General features: G+C 71.0%; 4 protein-coding genes and 1 pseudogene. 4 read left to right on the top strand and 1 reads right to left on the bottom strand.

All coding sequences use genetic code 11. From position 1 onward, the window contains the following. Positions 1-100: 100 nt before the first annotated feature. Positions 101-1,492 (bottom strand): S1 family peptidase, encoded by a 1,392-nt coding sequence (locus tag ABZ281_RS32165; RefSeq protein WP_356661220.1) that lies wholly within the window; start codon positions 1,490-1,492, stop codon positions 101-103. 746 nt (positions 1,493-2,238) lie between these two features. On the opposite strand from ABZ281_RS32165, the gene ABZ281_RS32160 reads away from it, so the two are divergent. From ABZ281_RS32160 to ABZ281_RS32145, 4 genes and pseudogenes are all read left to right on the top strand, one after another. Then, on the top strand, positions 2,239-2,454 hold the full coding sequence (locus tag ABZ281_RS32160) for a hypothetical protein (RefSeq protein ID WP_003994898.1): 216 nt from the start codon (positions 2,239-2,241) through the stop codon (positions 2,452-2,454). A 137-nt stretch (positions 2,455-2,591) separates the two neighbouring features. Then, positions 2,592-3,398: an HlyD family efflux transporter periplasmic adaptor subunit gene (locus tag ABZ281_RS32155; RefSeq protein ID WP_356661218.1), complete on the top strand. Its 807-nt coding sequence runs from the start codon at positions 2,592-2,594 to the stop codon at positions 3,396-3,398. After that, the gene (locus ABZ281_RS32150) at positions 3,395-5,620 is read left to right on the top strand and encodes an NHLP family bacteriocin export ABC transporter peptidase/permease/ATPase subunit (RefSeq protein WP_356661216.1); all 2,226 of its coding nucleotides are present in this window, start codon (positions 3,395-3,397) and stop codon (positions 5,618-5,620) included. The genes ABZ281_RS32155 and ABZ281_RS32150 overlap by 4 nt, the downstream gene beginning before the upstream one ends. A gap of 1 nt (position 5,621) precedes the next feature. Then, positions 5,622-6,489, top strand: a pseudogene (locus ABZ281_RS32145) (NHLP bacteriocin export ABC transporter permease/ATPase subunit); the annotation flags it as partial.

Raw genomic sequence — 6,489 nt, 5'->3', positions numbered from 1 at the left:
GGGCAGCCGGGTCGGCACGGCACCCGGGCGGGTGAAGGCTGAGGCGGGGGCGGGACCGGGCCGGCGGCGTCGGACCGGCTGCCGACGGCTTGAGGTGGGGTCAGCGGGACTCGGTCAGACCGGAGTTGTCCTCGACACCCTGACCAGCGTGCTGACCGGCACCCGCACCGGCTCCGGCACCCGCTTCGTCCCCACCGGCCTGCTCACCGGCACCCGCACCGGCCTCTTCACCGGCCCCGGCTTCCTGGCCGGCCCCGGCCTCCTCACCGGCTCCGGCCTCGTCACCGGCTCCGGCCTCCTCACCGGCGCCCGCTTCCTCACCGGCACCGGCCTCGTCGCCCGCACCGGCTTCCTCGCCTGCGCCCGCGGCTCCGCCCGCGCCGAGGGTCGCGCCGACCGCCTCCAGGGCGGTGGTCACCGGCTGGAAGAATGTCTCGCCGCCGGCCGTGCAGTCGCCGCTGCCGCCGGAGGTCAGGCCGATGGCGAGACCGTCCTGGGTGAACAGCGAGCCGCCACTGTCGCCGGGTTCGGCGCAGACATCGGTCTGGATGAGGCCGGTGACCGTGCCCTCCGGGTAGTTCACCGTGGCGTCGAGGCCGAGGACCTGGCCGTCGTTGAGCCCGGTGGTGCTGCCCATCCGGAAGACCTGCTGGCCGACGGTCGCCTCGGCGGCCTCGGTGATCTGGACGGTCTGGTCGCCGGTGTTGACCTCGCTGGGCGCCTCGGTCGCCGGGTCGTCGTACTTCACGAGTGCGAAGTCACCGTTGCCGGGGAAGGTGGCCTGGTCGACCGTGGCGATCGGCTGGCCGCCCTGGGCGTCGGACCACTCGTTGCCGCCGAGGGTGCAGTGACCGGCGGTCAGGAACGCCGGGGAGCCGTCGCCCGCGGTGACGTTGAAGCCGAGGGAGCAGCGCGAGCCGCCCGCGAAGATGGCGTCGCCCCCGGAGACGAACGGCTTGAAGGTGCCGGAGGACTTCTTGACGGTGGCCATGCCGGAGCCGAGCTCCTGCACGGTGCTCTCCAGTCTGTCCCACTTGGCGCCGGTCACCGTGCTGTCCGCCGTCACCAGGAGCTTGTTGGTGCGCGGGTCGATCGACCACGAGGTGCCCGCGATGGTCGCCTCGGACTTCAGCGTCGACGCCCCGTCCTGGAGCTCCGACCAGCTGTTCTCGACCTCGCGGACCTTCGCGCCGGCCGCCTTCGCCTGCACGACCACGTTGTTGTTGTCGCCCGGCACGACGTTGACGACCAGCTGCTTGCTGGCACTGTCGTAGTAGGAGCCGCCGAACGCCTCACCGAGGAGCCCGGAGAGCTGCGAGGCGAGATCCGAGGCGTCGCCCGCCTTCAGGGTCTTCGGCGCGGCCGCCGCGTCGTCGGACGAACCGTCCTGCGAGGCATTGGCGTTGGGGAGCAGGATCGCGGCCGCGCCGAGCGCCACCACGCTGCCCGCCGCTATCGCGGCCTTGCGCTTCGGAATTCGCTTGTGACTCAAACTTCTCTCCTCCTGGGGAACGGAGTAGGTGCCGCCGTCCGGCAGCTTCTGGGGGGCGCCTGGATGGCTGTTGGTACGCACGGGCCGCACGAGGCGTTCAATTCCGTTTGCAAGTGATCCCTTCGCATCGCGGAATCAGCCAACTCCCGCCGCCCGCACGGCGACCGCGCCCATCCGCGGCCGCCCTGTTCACATGGGGCGGCTCAGGCGGGCCGGACCCGGCCGGAGGGCGGAGAGCCATGGCCGGATGACGGCCTTTCAGCAACGGGCACCGTTCCGGCACGGCGGAACGAAACGCTCCGTATCCGGCCGGGAACGATCTGTCGCCGACACGGAGCCGAATCCCGGCTTCAGCGAATCTGCACATCGAATGCTCAACCCGGTCACCGAACGGAGGGTTATCCACACCCCGGCCGCGTCGGTCACGCCTTTGGGGCGGGAGTGCCGGATTCGCCGCACCCCGGAACAAGGGCCGGGATGCGCCGATGCGGTGCCGCATGTGAAGAACTCGCCGCCAAGCGGTGCGCAGACCTGCACGGATCGGTGCCGCTGGGGCGCAAGTTCCCTGGTGAGGGGGGTGGTTGATTGGAAGCCCGGACCCGCAGCGTGCTTTGATCCATCGCACCGCGGGGGCCGCTCAGGGCGTTCGGAAACGGACGCCCGGTGCCCGCGGTCGCGGCCGTCATCTGTCCCCAGAGGGGGCCGCTCCCCCCTTGTGAGATATCCATATGAAGGGAAGTTCCATCATGAACTCCACCCCCCAGGTTGAGACCGTCGAGATCGCTGACGCCCAGCTCGACGCCATCTCCGGCGGCCTGTCCGTGAACGCCGTCAACACCGTCACCGACACCGTCGACGGCATTGCCCCGGTCTCCGGCCTGGTCGACACCGCCGTCGGCACCGTCGAGGGCGTCACCGGCCTGAACACGGCCCCGGTCACCGGCCTGGTCTCCGGCCTCTGAGCGAGCCCTAGTGCCGTTGATTCCCGGAACCGCAGCCGGCGGTTCCGGGTTCTTCGGGTTCCGCATGCACCTCTTGCACGGTCGTCGGCATCTTCGCCACGGCCGTGAGTACCTCTTCTACGGGTGAGGGAAGTTCCTTGCAGTTCCGCCAACAGGCCCTCGCCAAGCTCCAGTCACCGGAGGAACTCGATCTCCCGGTGCGCTTCGCCCGCCCGCAGGGCTGGCTCGTGCTCTCGGTGACGGTGGTCGCGATGGCCGCCGCCTCGGTGTGGGCGGTGACCGGCTCGGTGACCTCCACCGTCAGCGCACCCGCCATCATCACGCACGGGCAGGGCAGCTACCTCCTCCAGAGCCCCGTCGCGGGCCAGGTCACGGCGGTGCTCACCAAGCAGGGCCGGCGGGTACCCGCGAACTCCCCCGTGCTCAAGGTCCGTACGGCCAAAGGCGAAGCGGTCGTCCGCACGCTCGACGCGGGCCGCGTCTCCGCACTCGCCGCGACCGTCGGGCAGATCATCCAGACCGGCGCGAACGTCGCCGCCGTCGAGAAGGTCTCCCGTACCGGGGACCCGCTCTACGCGACCGTGTACGTCCCCGCCGAGAACGCCGCCTCGATCCCCGACGACGCGGCCGTGGACCTGACCGTGCAGTCGGTGCCGACGCAGGAGTACGGCGTGCTGCGCGGCCATGTGAAGGCGGTGGACCGCTCGGCCCAGTCCCCGCAGCAGATCGCCGCGTTCCTCGGAGACAGCCAGCTGGGCGAGCAGTTCACCAAGAAGGGCAGGCCGGTGGCCGTGACGGTCCGGCTGGACAAGTCCTCCGACACGAAGAGCGGCTACAGGTGGTCGTCCACGGACGGCCCCCCGTTCAAGCTGACCTCCATGACGCTGGCCTCCGGTGCGATCCGGCTGGCCGACCAGCACCCCGTCGACTGGCTGCTGCCATGAGCGCGACCGCACAGGATCCCCGGAGCAGGCGCCGCGCCGCCCCGCCGAAGCGCAAGGTGCCCAAGGCCGGGGCGAAGACCGTCCGCACCCCCACCGTGCTCCAGATGGAAGCCGTCGAGTGCGGCGCCGCCTCCCTGGCGATGGTGCTCGGCCACTACGGCAAGCATGTCCCGCTGGAGGAACTGCGCATCGCCTGCGGTGTCTCCCGGGACGGTTCGCGTGCCAGCAACCTCCTGAAGGCGGCCCGCTCCTACGGCCTGACGGCCAAGGGCATGCAGATGGACCTGGCCGCCCTCGCCGAGGTGAAGTCGCCGGCCGTCCTGTTCTGGGAGTTCAACCACTACGTCGTCTACGACGGCATGGGTCGGCGTTTCGGCCGTCGCGGCGTCTACATCAACGACCCCGGCAAGGGCCGCCGGTTCGTCCCCATGGAGGACTTCGACGGCAGCTTCACCGGTGTCGTGCTGGTGATGGAGCCCGGCGAGGACTTCGCCCGGGGCGGCCGCAAGCCGGGCGTGCTGGGCGCGATGCCCGCCCGGCTGCGCGGCACGGCGGGCACCATGCCCGCGGCGGTGCTGTCGAGCCTGCTGCTCGTGGCGGTCGGAGCGGCGGTGCCCGCGCTCAGCCGCACCTACATCGACGAGTTCCTGATCGGAAACCAGACCTCGCTGCTCGGCGTGCTGTTCACGTCGATGGCGGCGTGCGTGCTGCTCACGGTCCTGCTGACCTGGCTCCAGCAGTCCAACCTGCTGCGCGGGCGCATCATCTCCTCCACCCTGTCCAGCGCCCGCTTCCTGCGGCATCTGCTGCGGCTGCCGGTGACGTTCTTCTCCCAGCGCAGCCCGGCCGACCTGGTGCAGCGCCTGCAGTCCAACGACGCCGTGTCCGAGACCCTGTCCCGCGACCTCGCGGCGGCGGGCGTGGACGCGATCGTGGTCGTCCTGTACGCGGTACTGCTCTACACCTACGACCCACAGCTGACGTTCGTGGGCATCGGCGTGGCCCTGCTGAACGTCGTCGCCATGCGCGTCGTCATCCGGCTGCGGGCGACCCGCACGGCGAAGCTGCGCGCGGACACGGCACGTCTGACCAACACCGCCTACACGGGCCTTCAGCTCATCGAGACGATGAAGGCGACCGGCGGCGAGGACGGCTACTTCCGCAAGTGGGCCGGGCAGCACGCCACCACCCTGGAGGAGCAGCAGCGGCTCGGCGTGCCGAGTGCCTGGCTGGGCGTGGTCGCGCCGACGCTGGCCACCCTCAACAGCGCGCTGATCCTGTGGATCGGCGGCATGCGGGCGGTCGAGGGGCACATCTCGGTGGGTCTGCTCGTCGCGTTCCAGGCGCTGGTCACCCGGTTCACCGCCCCGCTGACCCGGCTGAACGGTGTCGCGGGCCGCATCCAGGACTTCGCGGCGGACGTGGCCCGGCTCAAGGACGTGGAGAACTTCAAGGCCGACCCGCTCTACGGCCGCCCCGGCTCCGGCGAGTCCACGCGCCGCCTCCAGGGCCATGTCGAGCTGGAGGACATCACATTCGGCTACAGCCCGCTCGACAAGCCCCTGCTCACCGGCTTCGACCTGACGGTCGGTCCAGGGCAGCAGGTGGCCCTGGTCGGCGGTTCGGGCAGCGGCAAGTCCACGGTGTCCCGGATGATCTCCGGGCTGTACGCGCCGTGGGAGGGGGTGATCCGCATCGACGGGCAGCGCATCGACGACATCCCGCGAGGGGCGCTGGCCGCCTCGGTCTCCTTCGTCGACCAGGACGTGTTCCTCTTCGAGGGCACCGTCCGCGACAACGTGGCGCTGTGGGACCCGTCGATCCCCGACGATGCGGTGGAGGACGCGCTGCGCGACGCCGCTCTGTACGACGTGATCACGCGCCGCCCCGGCGGTATCCACAGCAGGGTCGAGCAGGACGGCCGCAACTTCTCCGGCGGGCAGCGCCAGCGCCTGGAGATAGCCCGGGCGCTGGTGCGGCGGCCGAGCATCCTGGTGCTCGACGAGGTGACGAGCGCGCTGGACGCGGAGACCGAGCAGGTCGTGATGGACAATCTGCGCCGGCGCGGCTGCGCCTGTGTGGTGATCGCGCACCGGCTGAGCACGGTGCGCGACAGCGACGAGATCGTCGTCCTGGAGCACGGCACGGTCGTGGAGCGGGGACGGCACGAGGACCTGGTGGCCCGCGGCGGCGCGTACGCAGCACTGGTCAGGGAGCGGTGACATGACGGCCGTTCACGAAGGACACGACGGCGACCTGGTGCTGGGCGCCTTCGGGCAGATGGGTTCGCGCATCGACTGCGCCGGGTTCAACCGCCTCGACCTCGAAGGCCCGCAGGTGCTGTGGATGGTCGCCTCCGGCGCCGTGGACCTGTTCGCGGTCGACGCCGGGCAGCAGGGCCACTGGCACCATCTGGGCCGGCTGGAGGCGGGCTCGCTGGTGCTCGGCCCGGTGCCGGGCCCGCAGCACACCCTGGTGGCCCGGCCGCTGCGGGACTGCGTCGTGCACCGCATCGGCCTGCGCGAGCTGTACCAGCAAGCCAACACGGCGACCTGGTCGTACGACGAGTACGGCAACCCGCAGTACGTGCCGCCGACGACGAGTCCGCTGGAGTACGCGCTCGCCCTCGGGGTCGGCCGCAGCCTGTCGATCCTCTTCCAGGCGCCGATGGCCACCGAGCGGGCCGCAGTGCCCACCGACGACGACGTGTTCTGGATGCAGGTGCCGCCGGGCAGCGTGCAGTACGGCTCGCTGTACGGCGCGGAGGCCGCGGCCGACCTGCTGATGGACCCCGCGCTGTGGCAGTCCGTGGTCGACCAGCAGTACCGGCTGCTGACCACGCTGGACCGCTGGATCGAGCAACTGGAGCGTACCCACGAGACGCGCACCGCCGAGGGCATCAAGGCCGGTGAGGCGGTACGCGCCCAGGCCGACCAGACGCTGCTCGCCTCCATAGGCAAGCGCTCCTCGAAGCGCACGACCGCGGCCGACGCGGACGCCACGTACGCGGCCTGCAAGCTGGTCGGGCAGGCGGCCGGGATCCGTATCACCGAGCCGACCCAGAAGGGCACCGGCGGAGACCGTCTCGACC

Source organism: Streptomyces sp. NPDC006265 (assembly GCF_040613555.1).
Lineage (GTDB): Bacteria > Actinomycetota > Actinomycetes > Streptomycetales > Streptomycetaceae > Streptomyces.
This window is presented reverse-complemented; position numbering and strand designations above follow the sequence as displayed.

Coding starts and splice junctions, on each gene's coding strand:
- ABZ281_RS32150 (WP_356661216.1), top strand. CDS start 3,395: ATGAGCGCGACCGCACAGGATCCCCGGAGCAGGCGCCGCGCCGCCCCG.
- ABZ281_RS32160 (WP_003994898.1), top strand. CDS start 2,239: ATGAACTCCACCCCCCAGGTTGAGACCGTCGAGATCGCTGACGCCCAG.